Genomic DNA, 24,455 nt, shown 5'->3' on the forward strand with positions numbered 1-24,455 from the left:
GGGGAGCCGGGCACCGGCGCGCCCCTCGGGTCAGGTGCGTCGGGCGAGGGTGACCGCGAAGTCGCCGGCCGGGTCGGTCCACGTCTCGGTGACGGCGAAGCCGGCCTCTGCCAGCTCGGCCCCGATGCCGTCGATGCTGAACTTGGTGGAGATCTCGACGCACAGCTCCTCGCCGGTGGCGAGCTCGACGACGAGGTCGGCCCCGGGCACCGTGACCACCTGCGGCTCCTCGGCCCGCAGGCGCATGTCTACGCGCTGCATTCGCGCGTCCCACAGCGGGGCGTAGCTGAACGCCCCCTGGTCGAAGTCGGCGCCGAGCTCGCGGTTGACCACGGTGAGGCAGTTGCGGATGAACCTCTCGGTGACCCCCGCCGAGTCGTCGTACGCCGCGACGAGGCGATCGACGTCCTTGACGAGGTCGGTGCCGAGCAGGAGCCACTCGCCGGGCTCGAGGGAGTCGGCGAGGGCCCCGAGGAACGCCGCCCGCTCCTCGAGGTAGAAGTTGCCGATGGTGCTGCCGAGGAAGGCGACGAGCCGGCGGTCACCGCGGGGGAGGTCGCCCAGGTGCAGGGTGAAGTCGCCGACGACCGCCTCGACGGCCAGGCCCGGGTACCGCCGGCTCAGCGTGGCGGCCGCGCCGCGCAGGGTGGCGTCCGAGACGTCGACCGGCACGAAGCGGTGCAGCGGCTCGTGCGGGCGCTCCGGCGAGCGGAAGGCGTCGAGCAGCGTGCGGGTCTTGTCGCTGGTGCCGCTGCCGAGCTCGACGAGGGTGCTCGCGTCGCACGCCGCCGCGATGTCGGCGGCATGCTCGACGAGGATCGAGCGCTCGGCCTCGGTCGGGTAGTACTCCGGGAGCCGGGTGATCTCGTCGAACAGGCCGGCGCCGACGTCGTCGTAGAGCCACTTCGGCGGCAGCCGGCGCGGCCGGCCGCCCAGCCCGCGGCGGACGTCGTCGACGAGGGAGCCGCTGGCCCAGTCGGGGTCGAGGAGCACCTCGACCCGGGGCTCGACCTCGCGGCGGCTCATGAGAGCCCCTGGGGTGCACCGCCGTCGGCGAGGCGGACGCCGGAGAGCGCCCACCGCGACGCGTGCGGGAAGAAGTTGCGGTACGTGGCGCGGGCGTGGCCGGGCGGGGTGAGCGCGCAGCCGCCGCGGAGCACCATCTGGTTGGACATGAACTTGCCGTTGTACTCGCCGATGGCGCCCTCGGGCGGGTGGAACCCCGGGTATGCGTGGTACGCCGACGACGTCCACTCCCAGCAGTCGCCGTAGACCTGGCGGAGCCGGTGCTCGCCGCCGGCGGCCGGCGCCGGTGCCGGGTGGTAGTGCTCGAGGTCGGCGAGGTTGCCCCCGGAGTGCGCGGCGTCGGCCTGGCCGTCGGCGACGACGGCGTGCTCCCACTCGGCCTCGCTGGGGAGGCGCTTGCCGGCCCAGGTGGCGTAGGCCTCGGTCTCGTAGAAGCTGACGTGCGCGACGGGCAGCCCGGGGTTGACCGGCCAGGTGCCGTGCAGGGTGTGCTCGAGCCAGACCCCGTCGTGGTCGGTCCAGTAGAACGGGGCGCGCCAGCCGTCGGCGGTGACCTTGGCCCAGCCGTCGGACAGCCAGAACTCGGGCCGGCGGTAGCCGCCGTCGGCCATGAACTCGAGCCATTCGCCGTTCGTGACGAGCCGGTCGGCGATGCGGTACGGCTCGAGCCACTGGCGGTGCCGCGGCAGCTCGTTGTCGAAGGAGAAGGCCCCGCCCTCGTGGCCGATCTCGACGAGGCCGCCCTCGACGTCGACGAACGTCATGGCGTCGGGCTCGCAGTGCGCCCGGCGCGCCCCGCCGTACGCGGGCTCGAGCGGGTTGCGCGACAGCACGTGCTTGATGTCCATGAGCAGCAGCTCCTGGTGCTGCTGCTCATGGTGGAACCCCAGCTCGATGGTCGAGGCGAGCTTCTGCAGGGTGCCGTCGTCGAGGGTGGCGACGAGGTCGCGCATCCGGTCGTCGACGTTGTCCCGGTACTCGCCGACGTCGTGGGCGCCGGGGCGGGTGATGAGACCCCGGTCGGGGCGGGAGTAGCGGGGCCCGAGGCTCTCGTAGTAGCTGTTGAAGAGGAACCAGTACTTGTCCTGGTACGGCGCGAAGTGCTGCTCGTGCTCGGCGAGGACGAAGGTCTCGAAGAACCACGTGACGTGCGCCCGGTGCCATTTCGTGGGTGACACGTCGGGCATCGACTGGACGGTCTGGTCCTCGGGGGACAGCGGGGCGGCGAGGCGCTCGGTGTGGGAGCGCACCTCGTCGAAGCGGGTGGTCAGGCTCGTGGCGTCCCACATCGTCGTGCTCATGCCGGAGTCCTCTCGTCGGGCGTTCGTCGGCCGGCTGTGCCGTCCATCTTTACCCAACCTGCCGACAGGGCAAGCCCCAGCGGACGAGGTTCATCGATCCTCGCGAGGGTCGGGATCTCGGCGCTCCGGGGACATCCGTCGATCACGGTTCCGGATGCACAGCAGCCGCTAGGGTCGCGGAGGCACCGAAGGAGGGGATCCCATGGCCGATGCGGACGCACGGTGGTACCCGGACCCCGACCGGCCGGGCTCGATGCGGTTATGGGACGGCAACAGGTGGACCGACCATCGCCACACGCCGGCCGGGTCGTCGCGCAGCAGGGTGTGGGGCGTCCCGATCGGTGCGTTGCTCGCCGTGGTGGCGGTGCTGGCTCTCGTCGTCAACGGGACCGTCGCGCTGGCGATGGTGGGTGTCGCGCTGGGCGGCTCCGCCGACGGCGGGCAGCGGAGTGCGGCCTCCGCGTCCGTCGACAGCGGCGAGCCCGCGCGGCAGCCCTCGGCCGGCGCTTCCTCCGCCCGCGCGACCCCCACCGCCTCCTCGACCCCCGCCCCGCGCCCATCGGCCTCGCGCTCCTCCTCCCCGTCGCCCACGCGATCCCCGGCGTCGACCTCCGGTGCCCTCGTCGCGGTGGCGGGGATCGTCGACGGCGACACGATCAAGGTCCGGATCGGTGGCACCACCCAGCGCGTGCGGGTCATCGGGATCGACACCCCCGAGCTCAGGAACGACGAGTGCTACGCCCAGCAGGCGGCGAGCAAGATGCAGAGCCTGGTCCAGGGCAAGCAGGTGGCTCTGGAGCGCGACCCGACGCAGTCGAACCGCGACCGCTACGACCGCCTGCTGCGGCATGTCGCGCTCGCCGACGGCCGCCGCGTCGCGGAGATCCTCCTCGCCGGCGGGTTCGGCGAGGAGTACACGTACGACAAGCCCTACTCGCGCCAGCAGCAGTACCGCGCCGCGGAGGCGGACGCCAGGAACGCGGGGCGGGGCATCTGGAGCGGTGGCTGTCGTGCGGCGGCGGCTCCGCCCCCGGCGCCGGCCCCGACGAGGACTCCGGCGAAGGACACCTCGTCGTGCACGATCAAGGGGAACATCGCCAGTGACGGCGAGAGGATCTACCACGTCCCGGGGCAGCGCCACTACGAGCAGACGCGGATCGACCTCGGCAAGGGCGAGCGCTGGTTCTGCTCGGAGAGCGAGGCGGTCTCGGCCGGCTGGCGACGGGCCAAGGTCTAGTCAGGAGGTCGGGGCGAACCCGGTGACCGTGAGCGCCGGCTCGCCCGCCTCGTCGGTCGCGGCGAGGTCGAGCTCGGCGGTGATCCGCCAGTCGTGGTCGCCCTCGGGGTCGTCGAGGATCTGGGTGACGAGCCACTGCCCGTCGCCCTCCTCGATGCGGAACAGCGCGGGCCCCCTCGCCGCCGGGCCGGTCTCGACCCGGTCGTACTCGGTGAGGTACTCCGCGGCCGCGTCCTGCCAGGCCTCGGCGGTGAGGCCGCCGTCCAACGCCGCCAGCGCCTGCCACCGGCCGAGCGACAGCAGCTCGACGCGCCGGAACATGCTCTGGCGCACCATGACCCGCAGCGCGCGGGGGTTGGCCGACAGCGCCCGACCCTCGCCGGGGGCCCGCACGGCGGTGTCCGGGGCGTCGGTCGGGTGGGTCAGTGACTCCCACTCGTCGAGCAGGCTGGAGTCGGTGTGCCGCACGACCTCGCCGAGCCACTCGACGAGGTCGTCGAGCTCCTCGGTGCGCGCGGACATCGGCACCGTCGAGCGCAGCGCCCGGTACGCGTCGGTGAGGTAGCGCAGGACGACGCCTTCGGCGCGGGAGAGCTTGTGGTGGGCCACGAACTCGCCGAAGCCCATCGCGCGCTCGAACATCTCCCGGACGACGGATTTGGGTGACAGGTCGCGCGGGTCGACCCACGGGTGGGTCTGCCGGTAGGTGCGCAGCGACTGCTCGAGCAGGTCGGCCAGCGGGCGGGGCCAGGTGACGTCCTCGAGCGCCTCCATCCGCTCCTCGTACTCGAGCCCGTCGGCCTTCATCGCCGCCACGGCCTCGCCGCGTGCCTCGAACTGCTGCGCCATGAGCACGGGCCGCGGGTCGTCGAGGGTCGCCTCGATGACGCTGACGACGTCGAGCGCGTAGCCGGGGGCCTCGGCGTCCAGCAGCTCGAGCGCGGCGAGGGCGAACGCCGACAGCGGCTGGTTGAGCGCGAACCCCTCGTGCAGGTCCATCGCGACCTGGAACGGACCCTCGTCGTAGCGGCGGCCGTCACAGCGGACGAACCGCTCGAGCGGCGAGCGGGGCGCAGGCGGCTGAGCATCGGCCGGTGCGCCGTCAGCGGGGTCGTCCCCGGCCTTGCCCGTCGGGCCGCCCTCGCGCTCGACCGGGGCCGGGGGCGCCGGCGGGGCCAGCCCGGCGGCGGCCAGGGCTTCGCCCAGCGCGCCCAGACCTCCCGCGGGCTCGGTGGGCGGCTCGGCCTCGGGCTCGGGGTCCGGCGCGGCACCGGCCGGCGGGGTCTCGGGCTCCGGCGGCAGCCAGTCCTCGGCGGACGACCCGTCGTCGGGCTCGACGACGCCCGAGCGCACGAGCGACCCGAGCACCTGCACGGACCGCTCGACCAGCGCCTCGCGGCGGGCGTCGTCCTCGTGGTTGTCCAGGACGAGGGTGTACAGGGCCTCCTGCTGGCCCTCCCACTGGTCGAGGACGTTGAGCACCATCGCGTGGGTCACGCGCATCTTCGACGTCAGAGGCTCCGGGACGGCGGTGACGAGCTTGTCGTACGTCGACTGCGCGTACGTCAACACCCCGTCCGGCGGCTTCTTCCGGACGATCCGCCGTTCCTTCTTCGGGTCCCCGCCGGCCTTGGCCATCGCCTTGGAGTTCTCGATGACGTGGTCGGGCGCCTGGACGACGACGTAGCCGACGGTGTCGAAGCCGGCCCGCCCGGCCCGGCCTGCGATCTGGTGGAACTCGCGGGCGCGCAGGATCCGCTGCTTGCGGCCGTCGTACTTCGTCAGCGACGTGAGGAGCACGGTGCGGATCGGGACGTTGATGCCGACGCCCAGGGTGTCGGTGCCGCAGATGACGGCGAGCAGCCCGGCCTGCGCGAGCGTCTCGACGAGCCGCCGGTACTTCGGCAGCATCCCGGCGTGGTGCACCCCGATGCCGTGCAGGACGAGCCGGCGCAGCGTCTGCCCGAAACCCTTGCCGAAGCGGAACCCGCCGACAGCCTCCTTGATGGCGGCCTTGCGCGCGGCCGAGACGATGTCGACGCTGGCCAGCGCCTGGGCCTGCTCGACCGCCCCCGACTGGGTGAACGACACGACGTACACCGGCGCCCGGTCGTCGCGCAACAGCAGCTCGATGGTCTCGTGGACGGCGGTGAGGACCCACTCGAACTCCAGCGGCACGGGCCGCTCCACCCCGGTGACGGCGACGACGTCGCGGCCCGAGCGGCGCTGCAGGTCGCGCTCGAGGTCGGTCGTGTCGCCGAGGGTCGCGGACATGAGCAGCATCTGGGTGTCCGGCAGCAGCAGCAGCGGCACCTGCCACGCCCAGCCGCGGTCCGGTTCGCCGTAGAAGTGGAACTCGTCCATGACGACGAGGCCGATGTCGGAGGCGTCCCGCTCACGCAGGGCGTGGTTGGCGAGGACCTCGGCGGTCGCGCAGATGACCGGGGCGCCGGGGTTGACGGCGGCGTCGCCGGTGAGCATCCCGACGTTCTCGGCACCGAAGGTCTCGACGAGGGCGAAGAACTTCTCGCTGACCAGGGCCTTGATCGGGGCGGTGTACCAGGAGCGGCGGCCGGTGGCGAGGGCCTGCGCGTGGGCCGCGACGGCGACGAGCGACTTGCCGGAGCCCGTGGGGGTCGCGAGGACGACGTGGGCGTCCTCGGCGAGGGCGAGGACCGCCTCCTCCTGCGCCGGGTAGAGCGCGAAGCCGCGTTCCCCGGCCCACTCGACGAAGACGTCCAACGCGGCGTCGGCACCGATCCCCGGGGAGCCGGCGGCGGCGCCGGTGCGGAGGCGGTCGGTGAGCGTCATCGCGGTCGAGTCTCCCCTACGCCCGCGGCGACGGCCGCACGGGTCAGCGCCCGGCCGGGGCCGCGCTGGATCCGACGTGCTCGGTGAGCCACTCGACGAGCGGCCGCACGGCCCGCCAGTCGGCGCGGACCCGCTCGAGCACCTCGGGCGTCGGCAGCCACGGCGGGGACCCGTGCTGCCGGGTCGCGACGAGATGCTTGTGCCGCATCAGCTCCAGGCGCGGGTGGTCGGCGGGGACGCCGCGCGGGCGCGTGGCGACGCGCTCGCCGCCGAGCTCGAAGCCGTCGGCGGGGAGCCGGCCGACGATCTGCTCGAGCCGGGCGCCGGAGGCCGGCGCGTCGACGGCGGCGCGGTAGTCGGCGGTCTGCGCCGGCCCCGTCGGGTAGAAGCCACCGCCGGTGAGCAGGCCGGCCGCGGACACCTGGACGTACCAGCCGACCCCGGGGGCGGTGCCGGCGAGGGCGCCCTGATGGTCCTTGTACGGCGACTTGTCCTTGCTGAAGCGGATGTCGCGATGCGGGCGGTAGAGCCGGGCCTCCGCGAACTCGTCGGCCAGCGCGTCGACGAGCGTCTCCATCGGCCCCCGCACCGACTGCTCCCAGCGCTCGCGGTTGGCCTGCCACCAGGCGCGGGTGTTCTCGACGGCGAGGTCGTCGTAGAAGTCGAGGGCGTCGACCGGGATGCCCTGCGTGACCGTCACGGCCCGGGTTGGTGGTTCGTGGCCCAGGCGCGCGTGACGAGCTCGCGCAGGACGCCCGCGTCGACGTCGGCGAGGCGCTTGAGGTACAGGCAGCCCTTGCCGGTGGTGTGCGGGCCGAGCCGGCCGAGCAGGTCGTCGTTGGACCCGTAGTAGGTGAGCCCGTACAGCGTCAGCGCGGCCTTGCGGGGCGCCAGCCCGACGGCGAACCACTCCCGGTCCTTGCCGTCGGCGGTGCGGTAGGGCTGCCGGCCGAAGCCCACGACGGAGGTGCCCCACATCCGCGGCTCGGCCCCGGTGACGTCACGCATCAGCGCGAGCACCTGCTGGGCGTCGGCTCGTCGCTTCTCGTCGGGCACCGCCGCGAGGTAGTCGTCGACATCACCGTCGGACGGGACGGTGCTGCGGTCGCTGTGCTCGGTCGCCATGGGGAGCCTCCTGCTCATCGCGTGCCTCCACCGTAGGCCGCGCGGCCGACACCCGTCACCGGCCGGCGGTCCGCGGGCGGCGCCCGGGGTCGGCTCAGTAGTGCGAGGCGACCGGCGTGCCCATCGGGGCGAAGTCGTAGACCCACTTGGCCACCGGCACCGGCAGGTTGATGCAGCCGTGCGACGCGGCGTACCCGAACGAGTCGCGCCACGGCGCACCGTGCAGGGCGAACCCGCGGTGGAAGAAGGCGGACCACGGGACGTCGGGGGTCTCGTACCTCGTGCCGTCGGCGTTGTTGCCGCGCATCGTCATCAGGGGGTTCTTGGTGTAGACCCGGAAGACGCCCGTGATGGTGGGCGTCTCGGCGGCCCCGCTGACCATCGAGATCGGCCCGTACACCGGCGTGGCACCGATGTACGCGGTCATCGTGTGCCTCGAGAGGTTGACGTCGATCCACTTCTCGCCGTCGGCGGCCGGGTAGGCGAGCTTCTCGGCGCCGACCGCGACGGTGCGGCTCGTCCAGGCGGCGGGGACGGTGTCGTAGGTGAAGGTGCCGCTGTACTTCTTCCCGTCCGTCAGAGCGGCGACCGCGGCCTTGGCGACGGCGGGGGCGTTGGACACCGTGCGGCCGTCGTGGGCCTGGGTCACGACACTGAGCACGGCACCGGCGGCGCTGACGTTGCGCAGCCCGGCCACCGGCTCGGTCTTCAGGGACGCCGCGAGGCCGTCGACCCAGGTGCGGACCTTCACGCGGTCGACGGTGGGGGCGCCGGCCGCACCGTCGGCGGTCGGGATCGTGACCCACGACGCCTTCGCCTTCGCGGAGGCCGTGTGCTTCTCGGCGCCGTCCGAGACCGTCACGCTGCGCTGGACGATGGAGTTCGCGGCGGCGGCGATGCGCTCGGCGGCCGCGGTGGTCACGGCCGGGTCGGTCTCGACGAACCGGACGGTGGCGGTGGCCGGGGTCAGGTCACGGGCGGCGGCGGCCACGACGTCCTGGAGGCTGGCGGGGTCGACGGTGTGACCGGCCACGGCGGGCGTGACCTCGAAGGAGGTCTTCTTCGAGGTGAGCGCCACCGTCGCGTTCCGTCCGACCTTGCCCGCGTCCTCGACGAGCGCCGCGGTCACTGCGTCGACGGCTACGGGGTCGCTGCTGACGACGGCGTCGACGTCGCGCGAGGAGACCAACGAGGTCGCGTAGGAGGACCACCGGCTGTTGGCGGCGAAGATCGCGTCGACGGTGGCGTCGACGTCCACCGTGTAGCCGAGGTCGGTGAGGCGCTGGGAACGGCTCGTGTCGCCGGTGCGCACGTCAACCCTGAGGTCGGCCGCTCGTTGGCGCACGGACGCGGTGACCTCGTCGCGGGTCATCCCGGCGACCGACACCCCGGCCACGCTGCTGCCCGGCAGGGCGTGGTCCTGGAAGTGGGCCGCATACGCGGTGCCCACCCCGCCCAGGAGCATCGGCACGGTGACCGCGGCAGTGAGCAGCACGCTGCGCGTCTTCATGGTGATCGGTGAGCCCTCTCCAGCGAGCCGGTGCCGTCCCCCGGCGCCCGATCAATGATGGGGCCGCGACCCGTGGATGCGCACGCGCCGACACGAGAGTGAGACGAGACTGTGACCCGGAGGGCCCGCGAGCCGGTGCTGCCCGGGTTCCCATCGGCGCGGTCCGGGGCCATGATCGGAGGGTGCCCCGGGCCGACGATGTCCCGGGGCACGCATCCTGCCGCCCCGCCTGACCGCGTCCACGCGAGCAGCTGCGCGAGGGACGACGCAGCCAGCGCGACCCCGAGCCTCGACAGGGTTTCCGCCCGCGCCCTGGCAGGTCCGCACAGTTCGACGACCGTTCACGGATCGGCTCCCGGGAGGGGTCGACGCTGTCGCCGGCCGGTGTTACGTTCACCGCGCATGTGCGCGGGTCGAGGCTCCGATGACAGGTCGGCGTTCCCCGCAGGACCTCTGGAGGATGCATGAACCGCACGCCGTTGCGTCGACTCGTGGGGAGGGTCGCCGTCGGCGCCCTCGCCCTGGCCGCCCCCGTCGCGCTGACGCCCGCCCCCGCGTCGGCCGCCGCCCCCACCGACCTGTTCCTCTCCGAGTACGTCGAGGGCAGCAGCTTCAACAAGGCCCTCGAGATCTACAACGGCACTGGTGCGAGCGTGGACCTCGCCGGTGGCGGCTACAACGTCCAGGTGTTCTTCAACGGGGCCACGACGACGACCGCCGTCATCAACCTCACCGGCGCCGTGGCGCCCGGCGATGTCCGCGTCGTCGCCCACCCCTCGGCATCGGCGACGGTCCTCGCGCAGGCTGACCAGACCAGCGGCAACGTCAACTACAACGGCGACGACGCCGTCGTCCTGCGCAAGGGCACCACAGTGCTGGACGTCATCGGGCAGGTGGGCTTCCGCCCCTTGACCGAGTGGGGCTCCGGCCTGACGAGCACTTCCGACAACACGCTGCGCCGCAAGGCGACCGTCTGCGCCGGCGACACCAATGGCGCCGACACGTTCGACCCGGCAGCCGAGTGGGACGGTTTCGCCGTCGACACCTTCGACGGGCTCGGCGCGCACACCGCGAACTGCGGCGCGGTCGAGGACGAGGCTCCCTCGGTCGTTTCGGTCACGCCGGCCGACGGCGGGTCCGCCACAACCGCGCAGTCGCCGGTCGTCACCTTCAGTGAGGGCGTCGCCCTCGCCGCGGATGCCGTGTCCCTCAGCTGCACCACCTCCGGTGACGTCGACGTCGCCGTCACCGGCGGCCCCACCGAGTTCACCGTCGACCCCGTCAGCGACCTCGCCGACGGTGAGACCTGCACCCTGACCGTCGCGGCCGCCGGAGTCACCGACCTCGACACCAACGACCCGCCCAACACGATGGCGGCCGACTTCTCCAGCACCTTCGGCGTCACGGGCGCCTGCTCGGCCGGCTACACCCCGATCTACGACATCCAGGGCAGCGGCGCCGCAGCCGCGGTCACCGGGGCCGTCGCGACCAAGGGCGTCGTCGTCGCCGACTACGAGGGCCCCTCCCCGGCGCTGCGCGGCTTCTACCTCCAGGACCTCCAGGGTGACGGCGACGCCGCCACCTCCGACGGCATCTTCGTCTTCAACGGCAGCAACGACTCGGTCTCCGAGGGCGACATCGTGCGCGTCTCCGGCAGCGCCGGCGAGTTCCAAGGCCAGACCCAGATCTCGACCGTGACCGCGATCGACGAGTGCGGCACCGGGGCCGTCGCGGCCACCGAGGTCACCCTCCCCATGGCGAGCGCCACCGACTTCGAGAAGTACGAGGGCATGCTCGTCGCGATGCCGCAGACCCTGTCGGTGACCGAGCACTTCCAGCTCGGCCGCTTCGCCCAGGTCACCGTGTCCTCCGGCGGCCGGCTCCAGCAGCCGACGAACGTCGTCGCCCCGGGCGCCGCGGCCAACGCCCTCCAGGCGCAGAACAACCTCAACCGCCTCATCATCGACGACACCCTGCAGAACCAGAACCCGGACCCGATCATCTGGGGCCGCGGCGGCCAGCCGCTGTCGGCCGAGAACACCCTGCGCGGTGGCGACACCGTCACCGACGCGACCGGCGTCATGACGTACACCTGGGGCGGGCATTTCATCAGCCCGAACAACTGGCGGCTGCGCCCGCTCGCGCAGGACGCTGCGGGCATCACCTTCGAGGCGGCCAACCCGCGCCCCGCCGCCCCCGAGGCGGTCGGCGGTGACGTCCGCGTCGTCGGGATGAACCTGCTCAACTACTTCAACACCCTCGACAACGCCCCGAACGCGTGCCGGGGCGGCGTCAGCGGCCCCCCGACGGGCTGCCGCGGCGCCAACACGGCCCAGGAGCTCGAGCGTCAGACGGCCAAGACGGTGGCCGCCATCGCCAAGCTCGACGCCGACGTCATCGGCGTCAACGAGGTCGAGAACGACGGCTACGGCGCCGACAGCGCGCTGCAGACCCTCGTCGACGCGGTCAACGCCGAGGTCGGCGCCGGCACCTACGCCGTCCTCGACGTCGACGCCCGTACCGGCCAGGTCGACGCGCTCGGCTCCGACGCCATCAAGGTCGGCGCCATCTACCGCCCGGCGGCCGTCAGCCCGGTCGGCGACACCGCCGCGCTCAACAGCGTGGAGTTCGTCAACGGTGGGGACGCCTCACCGAAGAACCGCCCGTCGCTGGCCCAGGCGTGGAAGGTCAACGACACCGGCGGTGTCTTCGTCACCGATGTCAACCACCTCAAGTCGAAGGGCTCGGCCTGCGAGACCCCCGACACCGGCGACGGGCAGGGCAACTGCTCGGTCGTGCGCACCAACGCGGTCCGCACGCTCCTGGAGTGGCTCGACACCGACCCGACCGGCACCGGCGACCAGGACATCCTGCTCGTCGGCGACTACAACTCGTACGCGATGGAGACCCCGATGCGGACCCTCGAGGAGGGTGGCTTCACCAACCTCGTCCGCGAGTTCCTCGGCGAGGACGCCTACTCCTACGTCTTCGACGGGCAGTGGGGCTCGCTCGACCACGCGCTCGGGTCGGAGTCGATCCTCGACCAGGTCACCGGGGTCACGGACTACCACATCAACTCGGACGAGCCCTCGGTCCTGGACTACAACACGAACTTCAAGTCGGCGGGCCAGATCGAGTCACTCTTCGCACCGGACGAGTTCCGGGTCTCCGACCACGACCCGGTGCTCGTCGGGCTGCGGCCGAACTCCCCGCCGGTGGTCGACGCGTCCTTCGACGAGGCGATCGTGCCGTGCGGGCCGGGCAACGCCTCGCTCACGGTCGGCATCGACGAGCGCGACGCCGCCGACACCCACACGGTGACGGTCGACTGGGGCGACGGGTCCGAGCCCACGACCCAGGAGGTCGCCGCCGGCACGGGTTCGGTGAGCATCGGCCACACCTATGCCGACGCCGGCCGCTACGAGGCGACGGTCTCCGTCGTCGACAGCCACGGCCACGAGGTGACCAGCGAGGCCGACGTCGCCGTCGCGTACGACAGCGCCGGGTTCGAGGGCCCGCTGAGCAAGGACGGCAAGAGCATCAAGAAGGGCTCGACCCTGCCGGTGAAGATCGCGTTCGCCGACTGCGACGGCACGGTCCCGACCGACCTGGACCCGACGCTCACGGTGACCCGTGGCGGCACCACCGCGCTCACCGCGACGATGGCGCTGGTCGACGGCGTGTGGCAGTACAACCTGCGGACCGGCGACCTGCCGGGCACGGGGACGTTCACGGCAACCGTCACGGTCCCGGGGACGGGGCAGACGCACGCGGTGACGTTCAGCCTGCGCTGACCTGCGACGAGGCCCCCGGGTCGTGGCACCTGCCACGACCCGGGGGCCTCGTCATGTCGCCTGGTGATGCAGCCCGCGGGTCAGCGGGAGCGCTGCGGCCGGGTGCCCTCGGAGAAGGTCGCCGCCGACCGCACCGAGGTGCCGGAGCCGGAGCCGGGGCCCCGCCCGCCACGTCGACCGGAGCCGCCGGCACCGCTGCCCGAACCGCGGCGCGGCTGGGCCGGACCGCTGCCGGAGCGACCCTCGCTGCGCGGTCCGCGCGAACGGCGCGGGCCGCCTGCACGGGGGGCGCCACCGGCCGCGGCCTGGCCGCGGCCGCCACTGCGGCGACCGCCGCCACCCTGACCGGAGGACTCCGGACGCGCGCCGACGAAGGCGCCCTCGAGGGCCCGCACGCCCGGGGCGAGCTCGCTGAGCACCGGGTGCTCGGCGTGCGCACGGGTGATGGTCGGCTTGATGCCGGCCTTGCGGGTCAGGTCGCGCACGTCGCGGACCTGCTCGTCGGTCATCAGGGTGACCACGGTGCCCGACGCGCCGGCGCGGGCCGTGCGCCCGGAGCGGTGCAGGTACGCCTTGTGCTCGACCGGCGGGTCGGCGTGGATGACGAGGTTGACGTCGTCGACGTGGATGCCGCGGGCCGCGATGTCGGTCGCGACGAGGGTCTTGGCAGCGCCACTGTGGAAGGCGTCCATCATCCGGGTGCGGGCACCCTGGCTGAGGTTGCCGTGCAGCTCGACCGCCGGGACCCCGGCGTCGTTGAGCTGGCGGGCGATCCGCTTGGCCCGGTGCTTGGTCCGGGTGAACACGATGGTGCGGCCCGGGGCCGAGGTGAGGTCGAGCAGCACCGGCAGGTGCGCCGTGGACGAGATGTGCAGGACGTGGTGCGACATGGCGGCGACCGGCGACTGCGCCGAGTCGGCCTCGTGGGTCACCGGCTGCTGGAGGTAGCGCTTCGCGAGGACGCCGATGCCGGCGTCGAGGGTGGCGGAGAACAGCATCCGCTGCCCGTTCGGCGGGGTGGCGTCGAGCAGGCGGCGGACCTGGGGCAGGAAGCCGAGGTCGGCCATGTGGTCGGCCTCGTCGATGACGGTGACCTCGACGCCGGACAGGGACACGTGGCCCTGGCCGATGAGGTCCTCGAGCCGGCCCGGGCAGGCGACGACGATGTCGACGCCGCGACGCAGCGCCGAGACCTGCGGGCCCTGGCCGACGCCGCCGAAGACGGTGCGGGAGGTGAGTCCGAGCCCGGCCGCCAGCGGGGCCATCGCCTCGTCGATCTGGGTGGCGAGCTCGCGGGTCGGAGCGAGGATGAGGGCGCGCGGGCGCTTCGGGGTGCGCGGCTTGCCGCTCGTTGCGAGCCGGGCGAGCAGGGGCAGGAGGAACGCGACCGTCTTGCCGGAGCCGGTGCGTCCCCGGCCGAGCACGTCCCGGCCCGCGAGGGCGTCGGGCAGCGTGGCGGCCTGGATGGGGGTGGGCGTCGTGATCCCGCCGGAGGCGAGGACGTCGACGAGGACGGTGGGCACGCCGAGCGCGCCGAAGGTGTCAGTGGACACGGAGAGGACTCCAAGTGGTGGGGTGTCGACGCGGCAGCACTGCCGTCGGCGACATCGGGTGGATGTTCTGCCGGGCGGGGCTCTTGGGGCCGCGGCGCCGTGCGGACCAGGTCCGGCACGAAGGCATCGACATCAAAGAAGAAGGGCCCGAGGCAGAACTGGGCGGGCCACTGCGTCCATCCTACGGGCATTCTGGGGCGCCGGTGACCATTCGGGTCTGCGTCAACCGGATTGCTGGCTGAACGAGGCGTCCGGGAGGTGCGCCGCGCCGATGGCGCCGGACCACTCCCCGAGCCCGGACCGGACGACGTCGACGCCGTCGGGGTCGGGCAGGCGCTCGGCCAGCGCGACGTGGAGGGGGTCGAGCAGGACCGGCCCGGCCTCGGCCATCCCGCCGCCGATGACGACGAGCCGCGTCCCGGCGGTCGCGACGACCGGGGCGATGGCGCCGGCGAGGGCCGCGATGGCCTCGGCCCACACCTCCTGGGCGAGGGGGTCCCCCGCGGCCACGGCCTCCGCCACGGTGCGGGCGTCGCCCTCGCGGCCGGCGGCCCGCCAGCGCTTCCCCACCGCCGTCGCCCCGGCGACGGCCTCCAGGCAGCCGCGTCCACCGCAGCCACACACTGGGCCGTTGGGGGCGACCCGCACATGCCCGAGCTCACCGGTCCACGTCGTGCCACGCACCACCCGGCCCGCCGTCATGAGGGCAGCGGCTAGGCCGGTGCCCAGGGGGACGAAAAGGACGTCGGCGACGCCGACGGCCGCCCCGAGCAGGTGCTCCCCCAGCAGGCCCGCCCGGACGTCGTGGCCGAGCACGACCCGGGCGTCAACGTGCCCGGCGAGCACCGCGGGCACGTCGAGGTCTCGCCAGCCGAGGTTGGCCGACCACGCGGCGCGCCCCTGCTCCTCGTCGACGAGCCCGGGGACGACGACGCCGACCCGCTCGGGGACGGTTTGGGCCGGCAGGTCTGCGGCCGTCATCAGCCTGGCGAGGACGCCGGCGACGGTCGGGCCCATCGTCGAGGCGACGTCGGACGGAGTGGGCTCCAGGTGCCGGGCGCGCACCGTCCCTCCGTCGAGGACGACGGCCTTGATGCGCGTGCCGCCGATGTCGACGCCGACCCGCAGGCGACGGAGGTCGCGGTCGGCGGCGACCGGGCCGGAGAGCGACACGGGCTCCCTTTCTCGACATGCGCGATAACGACGGATTCGGGGGTCGATCGAGCATAGACGCACTGTCCGCGCGCACCGCCGCGTCTACGATGCCGGGATGGACGCCGACGCTGACGCGGCCCGCACCCCGGCCGGCCGGTGGGCGGCGGTGCTCGACCTCCTCGCGACGCAGGGGCGGCTGTCGGTGTCGGAGACCGCCGCCCAGCTCGGCGTCTCGGAGGCGACCGTCCGACGCGACTTCGCCGAGCTCGCCCGGCGCCAGCTCGTCACGCGCCACCACGGCGGTGTCGTGGCCACGTCCGTCGCCTACGAGCTGCCGTACCGCTACCGCTCGAGCCAGGGCGACGACGGCCTCGAGCGGGTCGCGGCCCGGGCGGCCGCCCTGGTGCGGCGAGGGGACGTCGTCGTCCTCAACGGAGGGACGACGACGACGGCGACGGCCCGGGCTCTGACCGCGCGGGAGGATCTGGCCGGCGACGGCACCGCGCAGGCCTTCACCGTCGTGACGAACGCCCTGAACATCGCCGCCGAGGTCGTCCTGCGACCGCACGTCCAGTGTGTGTCGCTCGGCGGGGTCGCCCGCCCGGAGTCCTACGAGGTCAGCGGCCCGCTGGCGGCCCAGATCGTGGCCCAGCTGTGGTTCGACATCGCGATCGTCGGGGTCGACGGGCTGTCCGCGGCCGAGGGCGCCACCTGCCGGTACGAGGACGAGGCCGCGATCGTCCGGGCGATGATCGAGCGGTCGCGCCGCGTCGTCGTCGTCGCGGCGGGCGCGAAGCTGGGCCGGCGCACCTTCGCGGCGATCTGCCCGGCCGAGCGCGTCGACCGCCTCGTCACGACGGCACCCGACGACGACGAGCAGGTCAGCGAGCTGCGGGCGGCCGGCGTGGAGGTCGACTGCGTCTGAGTCCCGGGCTCCGCTGACGTCGCCTGCACCGGAAGCCCCGCACGCCCGTCCCAGATGCCACGGTGGTCGCACGCAAGGCCCTGGGGGCGGAGCGGTTGCGCGTTTGTGATCAACACTTGCTTGACCCGATCACATACGAGCGTCACCCTGTACTGTGACCGACGGATGGCCCGCCGGCGTCACCACCGACGTCGACGACACCGATGGCACCCATGCCGGCACGGCCGGCTTCTCGACGAGGAGAACGATGAGCACGACGCGACGACACACGATGCTGGCCGGGGTCGTGGCCACGGGGGCCCTGGTCCTCACGGCCTGCGGCGGGGGCACCGGCGCCGGCCAGGCCGAGGGCGGCGGGGACGACGCAGAGAAGGTGACGACCATCAGCCTCATGGCCGCCGAGTACTCCAAGGACAACACCAAGGCGTTCTGGGACGCCTTCGCGCAGGAGTACAACAGCAAGTACGGCTACACCCTCGACGTCAACGTCGTGAGCTGGGACAACATCGACCAGCAGTCCTCGACGATGATCCAGAACAACCAGCCGCCGGACATCCTCAACCTCAACGCGTACGCGAGCTACGCCAAGGACGGGCTGCTCTACGACTCCGACCAGGTGCTGCCGTCGGAGGTCAAGTCCGACATCCTCCCGACCTTCGTCCAGTACGGCACCTACGAGGGCAAGTTCTACGGGTTCCCCGACCTCAGCAGCGCCCGCGCGCTGTTCTACAACGAGGACCTCTTCGAGAAGGCCGGCGTCAGCGGGCCCCCGACGACGTGGGACGAGCTGGCCGAGGCCGCGAAGAAGGTCAAGGACGCCACCGGCGACGTCGGCTACGCGATGCCGCTCGGGCCCGAGGAGTCCCAGGGCGAGTTCTCGATGTGGCTGTTCAACAACGGCGGCGACTGGAAGTCCGACGGCACCTGGGCCATCAACTCCGACGCGAACGTCGAGACGCTGACCTTCATGAACAAGCTGGCCGACGACGGCCTCACCCAGAACAACCCGGCGCGCACCAACCGCGCCGACGCCTTCGACCTCTTCAAGTCGGGCAAGGCGGGCATGGTCGTCGGGTTCTCCCCGCTGGCCGGGGCCCTCGACGAGGACGGCTCCGTCAAGTACGGCGTCGCGCCATTCCCGACCAACGACGGCTCCGAGAGCAAGACCTTCGGTGTCACGGACTACCTCATGGCGTTCAAGAAGCCGGGCAACGAGGACGCGGTCAAGGCGTTCTACGAGCTCTACTACTCGAAGGAGCAGATCAACACCTTCATCGAGAAGGAGGGCTTCCTCCCGGTGACGCAGTCCGGGCTCGAGTACTTCCAGAAGGACCCGAAGCTCGCGGTCTACCTCGAGACCCTGCCGAACGCGCGGCTCACCCCGACCGACGACCCGACGTGGGACAAGGTCAAGCTCGCCGTCCAGCAGAACCTCGGCGCGGCGATGTCGGGTGACCCCCAGGAGACGCTCGACAAGCTGCAGCAGACCGCCGAGTCGCAGGGCTGACATGACGACCACCGACGACGTCTCGGCGCCGTCGGCCCGGTCGACCACCGGGGCGCCGCCCGCGCGTAGGCGCAGGCGGCGCTCCGGGGTCGGGCAGGTCAGCGGTCCGATCGCCCTGCTGTGGCTCGCCCCGGCGGTCGCGCTCATCGTCGGGGTGGTCATGTTCCCCGCCGTCATGCTATTCCGGGCCTCGCGCTCGGAGTACTCGATCACCGGGCTCTACCGGGGCAGCGCCGGCTGGGACAACTACGCGAAGGTCCTGAGCTACCCCGACCTGCCGGTCGTCCTGAAGAACACCGTCGTGTGGGTGTTCGTCGTCGTCGGCCTGACCATCGTCATCTCGCTCGCCCTCGCCCAGCTGCTCGTCAAGGACTTCCCCGGACGTCGCTACGTCCGGTGGGCCGTCATCGTCCCCTGGGCCGCCTCGCTCGTCATCACGAGCCAGCTGTTCGTCCTGCTGTATGACTACAACTACGGGCTCGTCAACCACGTGCTGACGACGCTGAACATCATCGACACCCCCATCTCGTTCCTCGGCGACGACCGGTTCACGATGGCGTCGATGATCGTCGTCGGTGTCTTCGTGTCGCTGCCGTTCACGATCTTCGTGTTCATCGCGGGCCTCAACGCCATCCCGGAGGACGTCATGGAGGCGGCGGAGGTCGACGGCGCGTCGCCCTGGCAGCGGTGGCGCCAGATCACCCTTCCGCTGCTGCGGCCCGCCCTGCTCATCGCGACCGTGCTGAACACCATCTACGTGTTCAACAGCTTCCCGATCATCTACACCCTCAACGACCGCAACCCCGGGTTCACCCACGACACCCTCATCACCTTCATGTACAAGCTCGCCTTCAAGAGCCAGGAGAAGGACATCGGGATGTCCGCAGCGACCGGCATCATCAACGTCCTCGTGATCCTCGTCGTCGTGCTCGTCTACCTCAAGGTCGTCAACTGGCGGGAGGAGACGAAATGACCAAGACCCGCCGGCCCCGGCTCGTCACGTTCACGGCGGCGGTCGTCGCCCTCGTCTTCCTCGCGCCCTACGTCGTCATGGTGCTCGACAGCCTCCGCACGAGCACCGACGTCAAGACGACCCCGCCGTCGTTCCTGCCGCGGGTGTGGCAGTGGGACACGTACCTCACGGTGATGTCCGACGGCCGGTTCCCGTACTGGCTGCTCACCTCGGTCATCGTCTCGCTCGGGGCGACCGCGGTCGTCGTCCTCGTCGCGATCCCCGCGGCCTTCATGACGGCCCGGCACCGCTTCCCCGGGCGGGGGATCTTCCTGCTCGTCGTCCTCATCACCCAGATGTTCGCGCCGACGTCGCTGGTCGTCGGCCTGTACCGGCAGTTCTTCGAGCTGAACATGATCAACACGTACGGGGCGCTCATCATCACGAACGCCGCCTTCAACCTCGCGTTCGCGGTGTGGATCCTGCACGGGTTCTTCTCCTCGATCCCGCTCGAGGTCGAGGAGGCGGCGGCGCTGGACGGGGTCGGCCGGCTCGGGATGCTGCGCCGGATCATGCTGCCGCTGACCCTGCCGGGGCTCGTCACCGCGACGATCTTCACGTTCATCGCGGCGTGGAACGAGTACGTCGTCGCGCTGACCCTGATGATCGACGACGAAAAGAAGCCGCTCACCGTGGGCTTCCGCTCGTACGTGACGGGCTACGAGCAGAACTGGGACCAGCTGTTCGCCGCGTCCGTCATCGCCGTCGTCCCGGTCGTCATCCTCTTCGCGTTCATCGAGAAGCACCTCGTCGGAGGGCTCACGGCCGGCTCGGTCAAGTAGCGCCGGCGGCGCGGGCCGCCAGGACGACGTCGGCGACGAGCCAGGTCGCGGCGGCGCAGACGACCGCGAAGGTCACCAGCCACAGGGCGCCCGGGACCCGGGTCAGCCGGGCGAGGACCGCTGCGTCGCTGCCCCCGTCCCGGCTCGCCGTGACCGCGCCGAGGTGCCGCCAGGCGCCGACGACGAGGACGATCCCGACGCCGACGAGGACCTGCGCCCGGGCGAGCTGGGTGCCGTCCCACCAGAGCCAGGCCGTCGCCCCGCCGACCGCGAGCACGACGACGGCGGTGAGCACCGAGCGGGCCCGGACGAGGGCGGCAACCAGGACGACGACGACGGCCGCCAGGACGGCGCCGCCCCAGCCGTGCGCCCCGAGCCACACCGCCGCCGCTCCGGCCACCGCCGGCGCCGGGTAGCCGGCCCACGTCGTCGCGACCCGGCCGAACCCGCGCGGCGGGCCGACCGTCACGGCATGCCCGGACATGTCGCCGCGCAGCACGAACCCGGTGAACCGGCGGCCGGCGACGATGCCGACGGCCGCGTGGCCGAGCTCGTGGACGAGGGTGACTCCGAGCCGCAGCACCGACCAGAGGGGCCGCACCCCGACGACGACGACCGCCGCGCCGAGGACCACGAGCAGCGGGGTCCCCGACAGCACGACGTCACCGGCCGGCCGGACCCGGTCCCACACCTCGTCCATGACATCCACGAGCACCGGACCGTAGCCCGGCGACCTGTGCGGCGTGCCACCGGGAGGGGGTAGCGTCGGTCGGCGTGAGCGGGCTCGTCGACATCCACTGCCACGGGGCGGTGGGCTCCGAGTTCGGCGGTCCCGGCAGCCGGGACGCCGCCGCGCACCACGCCCAGGCCGGGGTCGGGACCCTCGTCGCGAGCCTCGTGTCCGCCCCGGCGCCGGCCCTCGAGGAGCAGGTGCGAGCCCTCGTCCCCCTCGTCGCCGACGGGACCTTGGCGGGCATCCACCTCGAGGGGCCCTTCCTCGCCGAGTCCCGGCGCGGCGCGCACGACCCCCGCGCCCTCGCCGCGCCCGACCCGGCGCTCGTCGACCGGCTCGCCGAGGTCGCGGCCCTGGCCGGCGCACCGGACGCGCTGGTGCAGCTGACGTTCGCGCCCGAGCTCCCGGGCGCCGACGCCCTCGTCCGGGCCCTCGTCGAGCACGGCATCCGGCCCTCCGTCGGGCACACCGCCGCCGACGCCGCGACGACGGCTCGCGCGCTGGCCGACATCGCCGACCTGCAGGGCGCGCCGGCGCTCGTCACGCACCTGTTCAACGGGATGCCGCCGCTGCACCACCGGGCGGGTGGGCCGGTCGCCGCCGCGCTCGCGGCGGCGGCCCGCGGCGAGGCGATCGTCGAGCTCATCGCCGACGGCGTGCACGTCGCCCCCGAGGTGGTCCGGATGGTGTTCGAGACCGTGGGCCCCGACGCGGTCGCTCTCGTCTCCGATGCCATGGCGGCCACCGGGCTCGGTGACGGCCGCTACCCCCTGGGGAGCCTCGAGGTCGTCGTCGAGGGCGGTACCGCCCGCACCACCGACACCGGCTCGATCGCGGGGAGCACCTCCACGCTCGCCGACTGCGTGCGATGGGCGGTCGAGGTGGCGGGGGTCCCCGCGGACGACGCCCGGACGGCCGCCACCACGACGCCCGCCCGCGCGCTCGGGCTGACGCGCTGACGCCAACGGCCGGCTCGGCACGTGGGCCCTGGGCAGGGGTGCCCGGCGTGCCTAGAGTGAGGTGTGCCCGCGCTGCCGCTCTTCCCGCTCGGCGGTGTCCTCCTGCCCGGCGCGCGGCTCCCGCTCCAGCTCTTCGAGCCGCGGTACCTCGTCCTGGCCCAGCGCCTCGCCGCTGCCCCGCCGGACGAGCGGCAGTTCGGGGTCGTGCTCATCCGCCAGGGCCACGAGGTCGGGGACGGCGCGGTCCGGGACCTGCACGCGGTGGGGTGCGAGGCGCGGGTCGACGCCATGGCCCTCGCGGACACGGGGTCGGGCACCGTCGTCCAGCTCGTCGCCCGCGGCGCCCGCCGGTTCCGGCTCGACGGCGTCGACGAGGCCGCCGACACGCCGTTCACGACCGCCGAGGTCACCTGGCTCGACGAGCCGGACGCCACCGCGGACGCCGAGGGGGCGGCGCTGACGGCACGGGTCCTCGCAGCCCACGAGCGGTACCTGCGCACGATCGGTGCGTCGGCCGACCCGGTCGAAGCGGCCCCCCGCGACGTCGCGTACCGGGTCGTCGAACGGATGGTGCTCGACCCGGTCGACCGGCAGCGGGTGCTGGAGGGCGCCGACGCCGCGACCCGGCTGCGGACCGTCCTGACGCTGCTGTCCCGCGAGACCGCCATCGTCGGCCGCTTCGGGGCACTCCCCACGCCACCGGACCCCGGGGGCGCCGCCCTGAACTGAACCGTCCCGGTAGGTTGCGGTCATGGACCTCGGCCACCTCCAGCGGGTCATCGAGCGCACCTACGGCGACCGGGACCGCGCGCGTGGCGTGCCGAGCACGGTGGCGTGGCTCGCCGAGGAGGTCGGTGAGCTGGCCCAGGCGGTCCGCAAGGGGACGCACGCGGACCGCGAGCACGAGTTCGCGGACGTCGTGGCGTGGGTCGCGTCCCTCGCGAACCAGACCGGGGTCGACCTCGACGCGGCCCTCGCCCGCTACGCGGACGGGTGCCCCAAGTGTGGGGAATCCCCCTGCCGCTGCGCCTGACCCGGCTCGGTCGGCGAGGGCCGAGGCGGTGTGACCCGCCCGAGGGTTGCGCGTCGGGCAAGCAGGGCCCGGGAGTCCCGCCGTCGGCAGGCGGTGTGGGCCGAGGCGGGAGGCCCCCGCGGGGCGGGCCCGACCTGCTGCGGCCCGCCCCCGCCGACCCGATCCCTTGCGAGCGCTCTGCGCGCCACTGAATCCTGTTTGGGCGCAACGGGTTTGGGCGGCATGCGTCTGGCGGCGCGATCGTGTCGGGGCCGGGTGGCCGGCCGGTCGTGGGCCGGAGCTCGGGCCCGCGCGACCTGTCCGGCGGCAATGACCGCCCGTGCGCCGGCAATTGCGCGAGTCGGCCCGGAAAGGCGTCGGGGCAGCCAGTTTTGTCGATTTCATTGCCGCGGTCGGCCGCCCTGTGCTTTCGTAAGAGGGCTTCGTATCGAGGGAACCCAGGGGAAAGGCTCTCGCATGAGCAGGCACGCGCATTGGTGGCGACCCGTCCGGGTCGTGATCGGTGCCGCCGTCATGGGGTTCTGCTGGTTCCTCCTCACGCCGTCCTCCGCCCAGGCCGACACCGGCTCGACGGGGTTGCTGGGCGCCACCACCTCGGTCGTCACCAAGGCCGTCGACACCTCGACCTCGAAGGTCGCGACGACGACGAAGGCGGCCACCGACACCGGCGCGGCAACCGTCGCCAAGACCGTCACCGCGGTGGCGTCCACCACGGCGGACACCCCGGTCGCCGAGCCCGTGAAGGCCACGGCCACGACGGTCGACACCGTGGTCAAGACGTCCACGACGACGGTGAACACGGTCGTCACGACCACGAAGACGCAGGTCAACACCACCGTCGAGCAGACGACGAAGGTCGTCTCCGGCACCGTCGCGAAGGTCACCGAGTCGGTCGAGACCGTGACCCGCCCGGTCGAGGACATCGTCGGGTCCCTCGACGAGGTCACCCGTCCAGTCGAGGACGTCGTCGGGTCCCTCGACGAGGTCACCCGCCCGGTCGGGGACCTGGTCGCCGGTGGAACCGACCGCACGAACCGTGCCGACCCCGCGGATGTCGCCGTGACGACCCCGGCGATCGCCGCGGCGAACAGCGTCATCGGCGACCACGTCGCCGGGCTCCGGGCACAGCGCGCCGAGCTGGCAGAGGCCGCCATGGCCGCGGCCGCCGCGCCGGCTGCGGTCACGACCGCCGCACGTTCCCTGGTCACCGCCGTCGTCACGATGGCGACCGCGCGTCCTGGCTGGCCCGCTCTCCCGGCCCAGCCGCTGCCCTATCTCGCGTCCGCGTTCGTCGTGGCCGCGGTGGGCTCCTCCTTCTCCGGGCGCGGTTCACTGTCGCCCGTCGATGCAGTCCTCCCCGCTGTCAGCCAGCTGCCGGTCACGGCCGCTGACACGATGCGGTCGCTGGCCGCACGGGCCCTTCCCGGCCCGGTTCTCATTCCCGGCACCTGCCCCGATTGATCCTGCCGCTGCGCCCTGTTTTCTGACGGGCGCACGCGATATCCCGTGGTGTTTCGCGGGTCTTCCGGATCACGGCAGGAAAGGGTATTGATTTCCATGACTACTTTCGTTCGCCGCGGGCCCCACGCGGGCCTCGGCCTCAGAGGCGGCGTCGTCTTCTCCGCCTGGGCGTGGGCCGACGAGTTCACCGCAGTGGTCTACGGCTCCCCCGCGGACCTGCCGAGCGATGCCACCTCGTCCGGTCCGGTCCCGCAGGCTCCTCTCTCGTCTGAGCCTGCGAGAACCGCGAAGGACACGACGGATGTGCGCCACCGCGTACTCCAGCTCCTCGTCGCCGCGGCAGTGGTCCTGATCCACCGCCGCCCCGCGACCGCCCACGCGGCGTGAGCGGCGGTCCGGGCGCGCTGGCGCCCGGACCAGCCACACACCGCACCCCAAGAACGGGCGGTGTCGAACGGGTCCCTGCAACCCGTTCGGCGCCGCCGGGGGTCGGCCTCGGTGAGGGCGGTGTCGGACGGGTCCCTGCAACCC

At 72.8% G+C, this 24,455-nt stretch carries 19 protein-coding genes; 10 read left to right on the plus strand and 9 right to left on the minus strand.

What is annotated here, in order from left to right; genetic code table 11:
* Positions 1-30 precede the first annotated feature (30 nt).
* Both egtD and egtB read right to left on the minus strand, forming a co-directional pair.
* The gene (gene egtD, locus Q0963_RS08500; protein WP_299444976.1) at positions 31-1,026 is read right to left on the minus strand and encodes an L-histidine N(alpha)-methyltransferase; all 996 of its coding nucleotides are present in this window, start codon (positions 1,024-1,026) and stop codon (positions 31-33) included.
* Entirely contained in the window at positions 1,023-2,327 is a 1,305-nt protein-coding gene (egtB, locus tag Q0963_RS08505; protein ID WP_299444977.1) for an ergothioneine biosynthesis protein EgtB, read from the minus strand. The genes egtD and egtB overlap by 4 nt, the downstream gene beginning before the upstream one ends.
* Positions 2,328-2,529: 202 nt before the next feature.
* On the opposite strand from egtB, the gene Q0963_RS08510 reads away from it, so the two are divergent.
* Positions 2,530-3,564: a thermonuclease family protein gene (locus Q0963_RS08510; protein WP_299444978.1), complete on the plus strand. Its 1,035-nt coding sequence runs from the start codon at positions 2,530-2,532 to the stop codon at positions 3,562-3,564.
* Here the strand turns inward: Q0963_RS08510 and Q0963_RS08515 are convergent, their stop codons facing one another.
* The 4 genes from Q0963_RS08515 to Q0963_RS08530 all read right to left on the minus strand — a co-directional run bounded on the left by Q0963_RS08515 (position 3,565) and on the right by Q0963_RS08530 (position 9,010).
* A complete protein-coding gene (locus Q0963_RS08515) occupies positions 3,565-6,375 on the minus strand; it encodes an RNA helicase (RefSeq protein ID WP_299444979.1) in 2,811 nt (936 codons plus the stop codon).
* 43 nt (positions 6,376-6,418) lie between these two features.
* The gene (locus Q0963_RS08520; RefSeq protein ID WP_299444980.1) at positions 6,419-7,075 is read right to left on the minus strand and encodes a DUF2461 domain-containing protein; all 657 of its coding nucleotides are present in this window, start codon (positions 7,073-7,075) and stop codon (positions 6,419-6,421) included.
* Positions 7,072-7,500, minus strand: coding sequence for a DUF1801 domain-containing protein (locus Q0963_RS08525; RefSeq protein WP_299444981.1), 429 nt, complete (start codon positions 7,498-7,500; stop codon positions 7,072-7,074). The genes Q0963_RS08520 and Q0963_RS08525 overlap by 4 nt, the downstream gene beginning before the upstream one ends.
* Before the next feature lie 94 nt (positions 7,501-7,594).
* The gene (locus Q0963_RS08530) at positions 7,595-9,010 is read right to left on the minus strand and encodes a L,D-transpeptidase family protein (protein WP_299444982.1); all 1,416 of its coding nucleotides are present in this window, start codon (positions 9,008-9,010) and stop codon (positions 7,595-7,597) included.
* Positions 9,011-9,474: 464 nt separating this feature from the next.
* Between Q0963_RS08530 and Q0963_RS08535 the strand changes: the two genes are divergently transcribed.
* Positions 9,475-12,804: an ExeM/NucH family extracellular endonuclease gene (locus Q0963_RS08535; protein ID WP_299444983.1), complete on the plus strand. Its 3,330-nt coding sequence runs from the start codon at positions 9,475-9,477 to the stop codon at positions 12,802-12,804.
* A gap of 80 nt (positions 12,805-12,884) precedes the next feature.
* Here Q0963_RS08535 and Q0963_RS08540 read toward each other — a convergent pair whose 3' ends face one another.
* A complete protein-coding gene (locus Q0963_RS08540) occupies positions 12,885-14,357 on the minus strand; it encodes a DEAD/DEAH box helicase (RefSeq protein WP_299444984.1) in 1,473 nt (490 codons plus the stop codon).
* Positions 14,358-14,579: 222 nt separating this feature from the next.
* Positions 14,580-15,530, minus strand: coding sequence for an ROK family protein (locus Q0963_RS08545; protein WP_299444985.1), 951 nt, complete (start codon positions 15,528-15,530; stop codon positions 14,580-14,582).
* Positions 15,531-15,627: 97 nt separating this feature from the next.
* Here Q0963_RS08545 and Q0963_RS08550 point away from each other — a divergent pair, with 97 nt between their 5' ends.
* The 4 genes from Q0963_RS08550 to Q0963_RS08565 all read left to right on the plus strand — a co-directional run bounded on the left by Q0963_RS08550 (position 15,628) and on the right by Q0963_RS08565 (position 19,738).
* Positions 15,628-16,437 carry a DeoR/GlpR family DNA-binding transcription regulator gene (locus Q0963_RS08550; protein WP_299444986.1) on the plus strand — a complete coding sequence of 270 codons (810 nt, stop codon included), beginning with the start codon at positions 15,628-15,630 and terminating at the stop codon, positions 16,435-16,437.
* Positions 16,438-16,591: 154 nt separating this feature from the next.
* Positions 16,592-17,944 (plus strand): extracellular solute-binding protein, encoded by a 1,353-nt coding sequence (locus Q0963_RS08555; RefSeq protein WP_299444987.1) that lies wholly within the window; start codon positions 16,592-16,594, stop codon positions 17,942-17,944.
* Between the two features lies 1 nt (position 17,945).
* On the plus strand, positions 17,946-18,917 hold the full coding sequence (locus tag Q0963_RS08560; protein ID WP_299444988.1) for a carbohydrate ABC transporter permease: 972 nt from the start codon (positions 17,946-17,948) through the stop codon (positions 18,915-18,917).
* Complete coding sequence (locus Q0963_RS08565; RefSeq protein WP_299444989.1) at positions 18,914-19,738, plus strand: carbohydrate ABC transporter permease; 825 nt, start codon at positions 18,914-18,916, stop codon at positions 19,736-19,738. The genes Q0963_RS08560 and Q0963_RS08565 overlap by 4 nt, the downstream gene beginning before the upstream one ends.
* On the opposite strand, the gene Q0963_RS08570 is transcribed toward Q0963_RS08565, so the two are convergent.
* On the minus strand, positions 19,731-20,438 hold the full coding sequence (locus Q0963_RS08570) for a M50 family metallopeptidase (RefSeq protein WP_367180044.1): 708 nt from the start codon (positions 20,436-20,438) through the stop codon (positions 19,731-19,733). The two genes, Q0963_RS08565 and Q0963_RS08570, sit on opposite strands and share 8 nt — an antisense overlap.
* A 74-nt stretch (positions 20,439-20,512) precedes the next feature.
* Here Q0963_RS08570 and Q0963_RS08575 point away from each other — a divergent pair, with 74 nt between their 5' ends.
* The 4 genes from Q0963_RS08575 (at position 20,513) to Q0963_RS08590 (ending at position 23,924) form a co-directional block, all read left to right on the plus strand.
* Positions 20,513-21,430 (plus strand): N-acetylglucosamine-6-phosphate deacetylase, encoded by a 918-nt coding sequence (locus Q0963_RS08575; protein ID WP_299444991.1) that lies wholly within the window; start codon positions 20,513-20,515, stop codon positions 21,428-21,430.
* Between the two features lie 63 nt (positions 21,431-21,493).
* Entirely contained in the window at positions 21,494-22,159 is a 666-nt protein-coding gene (locus Q0963_RS08580; RefSeq protein ID WP_299444992.1) for an LON peptidase substrate-binding domain-containing protein, read from the plus strand.
* Positions 22,160-22,181: 22 nt separating this feature from the next.
* Complete coding sequence (locus Q0963_RS08585) at positions 22,182-22,463, plus strand: MazG nucleotide pyrophosphohydrolase domain-containing protein (protein ID WP_299444993.1); 282 nt, start codon at positions 22,182-22,184, stop codon at positions 22,461-22,463.
* A gap of 456 nt (positions 22,464-22,919) precedes the next feature.
* On the plus strand, positions 22,920-23,924 hold the full coding sequence (locus Q0963_RS08590) for a hypothetical protein (protein WP_299444994.1): 1,005 nt from the start codon (positions 22,920-22,922) through the stop codon (positions 23,922-23,924).
* Positions 23,925-24,455: the final 531 nt, after the last annotated feature.

The organism is uncultured Phycicoccus sp. (assembly GCF_947495705.1).
GTDB lineage: Bacteria > Actinomycetota > Actinomycetes > Actinomycetales > Dermatophilaceae > Phycicoccus.

What these genes read in the sequence shown, in the direction of transcription:
- egtD (WP_299444976.1), bottom strand. Translation starts at nt 1,026, where the DNA reads ATGAGCCGCCGCGAGGTCGAGCCCCGGGTCGAGGTGCTCCTCGACCCC.
- Q0963_RS08550 (WP_299444986.1), top strand. Translation starts at nt 15,628, where the DNA reads ATGGACGCCGACGCTGACGCGGCCCGCACCCCGGCCGGCCGGTGGGCG.
- Q0963_RS08510 (WP_299444978.1), top strand. Translation starts at nt 2,530, where the DNA reads ATGGCCGATGCGGACGCACGGTGGTACCCGGACCCCGACCGGCCGGGC.
- Q0963_RS08535 (WP_299444983.1), top strand. Translation starts at nt 9,475, where the DNA reads ATGAACCGCACGCCGTTGCGTCGACTCGTGGGGAGGGTCGCCGTCGGC.
- Q0963_RS08570 (WP_367180044.1), bottom strand. Translation starts at nt 20,438, where the DNA reads ATGGACGAGGTGTGGGACCGGGTCCGGCCGGCCGGTGACGTCGTGCTG.
- Q0963_RS08525 (WP_299444981.1), bottom strand. Translation starts at nt 7,500, where the DNA reads ATGGCGACCGAGCACAGCGACCGCAGCACCGTCCCGTCCGACGGTGAT.
- Q0963_RS08585 (WP_299444993.1), top strand. Translation starts at nt 22,182, where the DNA reads ATGGACCTCGGCCACCTCCAGCGGGTCATCGAGCGCACCTACGGCGAC.
- Q0963_RS08590 (WP_299444994.1), top strand. Translation starts at nt 22,920, where the DNA reads ATGAGCAGGCACGCGCATTGGTGGCGACCCGTCCGGGTCGTGATCGGT.
- Q0963_RS08530 (WP_299444982.1), bottom strand. Translation starts at nt 9,010, where the DNA reads ATGAAGACGCGCAGCGTGCTGCTCACTGCCGCGGTCACCGTGCCGATG.
- Q0963_RS08560 (WP_299444988.1), top strand. Translation starts at nt 17,946, where the DNA reads ATGACGACCACCGACGACGTCTCGGCGCCGTCGGCCCGGTCGACCACC.
- egtB (WP_299444977.1), bottom strand. Translation starts at nt 2,327, where the DNA reads ATGAGCACGACGATGTGGGACGCCACGAGCCTGACCACCCGCTTCGAC.
- Q0963_RS08515 (WP_299444979.1), bottom strand. Translation starts at nt 6,375, where the DNA reads ATGACGCTCACCGACCGCCTCCGCACCGGCGCCGCCGCCGGCTCCCCG.
- Q0963_RS08565 (WP_299444989.1), top strand. Translation starts at nt 18,914, where the DNA reads ATGACCAAGACCCGCCGGCCCCGGCTCGTCACGTTCACGGCGGCGGTC.